The sequence below is a fragment of the Limnospira sp. PMC 1279.21 genome (assembly GCF_032349615.1).
Taxonomy (GTDB): domain Bacteria; phylum Cyanobacteriota; class Cyanobacteriia; order Cyanobacteriales; family Microcoleaceae; genus Limnospira; species Limnospira fusiformis.
Window position 1 is genome coordinate 1 of the sequence record NZ_JARPLU010000333.1, and the last position, 2,224, is coordinate 2,224.

General features: G+C 44.7%; 3 protein-coding genes and 2 pseudogenes. 2 read left to right on the top strand and 3 right to left on the bottom strand.

The genetic code is table 11. The annotated features are described in order from the left end of the window. Positions 1-20: 20 nt before the first annotated feature. Positions 21-245 (bottom strand): annotated as a pseudogene (locus tag P5683_RS24270) (IS630 transposase-related protein); the annotation flags it as partial. A gap of 63 nt (positions 246-308) precedes the next feature. Further along, positions 309-461: pseudogene (locus tag P5683_RS24275) on the bottom strand (ISKra4 family transposase); the annotation flags it as partial. 655 nt (positions 462-1,116) lie between these two features. On the opposite strand from P5683_RS24275, the gene P5683_RS24280 reads away from it, so the two are divergent. Continuing rightward, positions 1,117-1,452: an antibiotic biosynthesis monooxygenase gene (locus P5683_RS24280; protein WP_006615878.1), complete on the top strand. Its 336-nt coding sequence runs from the start codon at positions 1,117-1,119 to the stop codon at positions 1,450-1,452. 225 nt (positions 1,453-1,677) lie between these two features. On the opposite strand, the gene P5683_RS24285 is transcribed toward P5683_RS24280, so the two are convergent. After that, positions 1,678-1,911, bottom strand: coding sequence for a hypothetical protein (locus tag P5683_RS24285; RefSeq protein ID WP_315641167.1), 234 nt, complete (start codon positions 1,909-1,911; stop codon positions 1,678-1,680). A 50-nt stretch (positions 1,912-1,961) separates the two neighbouring features. Between P5683_RS24285 and P5683_RS24290 the strand changes: the two genes are divergently transcribed. Further along, the coding region (locus tag P5683_RS24290) for an IS630 transposase-related protein (protein ID WP_315642096.1) at positions 1,962-2,224 on the top strand (263 nt) is incomplete at its 3' end.

Here is a 2,224-nt window from a genome sequence, read left to right on the forward strand (position 1 = left end):
GTTTTGTGGCCATGCTCTTAGGCAAAAGCCTTGAATTTGTGCCAGTCGGTAATTTTGTGGTTATGACCAGGTGGGCGATTAGGTTTAGGGAGGAAGTCTCCGGTGTGTTCTTTTCTTTGGAGCCAGAGATTGATAGTGTTCCGGCTGAGATGGAAAAATTGACTGGCTTTGGTTTTGGACATACCGTATAGTTCAATTGCATTGATAACTTTTTGTCTAAGGTCGTAACTGTAGGGGGCTGGCATTTTTGGTCTTCTTAGTCATCTCGTCCTCTCCATTATACGTCCTAACTTTCCTGTCTTATGCTATAGTTGAGGCAAGACGTGTTCTTGAGTAAGAGCACGAACACTCTTCTCATTGGCTTCAAGGGTGGTCAGTTCAGTAGGGTTAGCTTCGCTGTAGAGAATGGCCGCAATCGCGTCAAGGTGTTGCTGGAGTTGAGCTGGTTTCTGAGAATCCATGAGTAGAGGGAGGGTGAGTGGTGCTTCGCTCATTATGTAGGGCTGTGGGTGAAGGTTGCACTAAGTACAATTACTCATTTCTTAACTGAGATGCACCCTTTGAATGGGAGGGGATGGAGGCGACTCCATTCTCGACCCCTACCAGACGTGCCACGGTGTAGATGTAAATCCGGCAATAAGTAGGAGTTTTACGGCGAGAGCGAGTTGAAAGACTACGTGGTGCATATAGCTCTGAACGAAGAAGGACCAAGCGGTGAAATCAACACTATACCAATAACAATTGGGCAACCACATCAGGAGCCGTATGAGGCGAAAGTCTCAAGTACGGTTGGGAAAGGGAGGGGATGGGGGCGACTCCATTCTCGACTCTACCCATACATTATACTGTACTTTGTGTTTTGGGTAAAGGCTGTATAGATAATTAAGGGGAAATTAACAGCGAATAATTGATAAAAATTGACCTATATGGGTTAATATGGGTTTTGGGCTCAGTTCCTCTCCGTGTGGCGGAAAAGAGGGGGTGTCAAGACTTGTTTCCTATAGAGCGCGTAAAGTACCTCAGCATCTGGCATTTGTGAATGTTGGTTAGCCAAAATGTATCGGTTGGTCTAGCACCAGGAGTCCAATGTTCTCAACTCATAACCGGTGGTTAGTTATGTCCGAATTTTTTGATTTTCTGAAACACAAACACGCCTATATTGCGATCGGGGAGTTTAAGCCTGGTAAATTTGAAGAAGCCCGAGAACTGTTTGAACAAGCAGTTTCAACCTACAGTACCGGGTTCAAAGGGTCTTATTTGCTACAGGAACCGGGAACTGATCGTGGTATTGCCATTATCTTCTGGGAAAATATCCAAGACATGGAAGCCAATCAAAGTGAAGCATATCAGGCTTTGCTAGATCAAATGACACCCCTATTCGCCAAAGCCCCGACTACTTCATTCTACGAAGTTCGCAGCGAAATTCGTGCCGCCGCCGAATCTCTAGTTTAATCAAAACTTGGGGCTGGTAACTCAAAAGCAGATAATGAACCTTGATTAATCATCACCCTGGTCGAGTTGAGTTAAACAGAAGCGTTTACCGTTGTCTTGGAATTGTAGAAGTCCAGATTGGTGTCAAGGGACTTAATGCGATCGCTTTTTTGTCCTAACTGGGAATTTGTACTTGTTTTGTCCATTTTCCCAGTAGGCTACCTTCCATTGGGTCAGTCTGATAACTTACTCCTTGCTTTCTCCCCTGGGACGGTTAATCCGGCTAGTGCGATCGCTTAATCCTGTTGGGTACTGCCTATATTGATTTAGGATTGTGTAAATCAGCTTCATTAATTCGTTGTCTCTGGAGTTAACCTCTGATATCAGTTTCTGATTTTGCTTCATTAACTGCCAGACTAAAAAAACGGTAATGCCATCAGTTCCCAGTTTGACTATCTCAGGTAATATAGCACCAGACAGGAAAGTTAGGACGTATAATGGAGAGGACGAGATGACTAAGAAGACCAAAAATGCCAGCCCCCTATAGTTACGACCTCAGACAAAAAGTTATTGATGCCATTGAACTAGACGGTATGCCCAAAACAGAAGCCAGTCAAGTTTTCCATGTCAGCAGGAACACCATTAATCTCTGGCTGCAAAGAAAAGCACAGACCGGAGACTTCCTCCCTAAACCTCATCACCGACCTGGCAATAACCACAAAATTACCGACTGGCAAAAATTCAAGGCTTTTGCCCAAGAGCATGGCCACAAAACAGCAGCTCAAATGGCTGA

Coding starts and splice junctions, on each gene's coding strand:
- P5683_RS24280 (WP_006615878.1), top strand. CDS start 1,117: ATGTCCGAATTTTTTGATTTTCTGAAACACAAACACGCCTATATTGCG.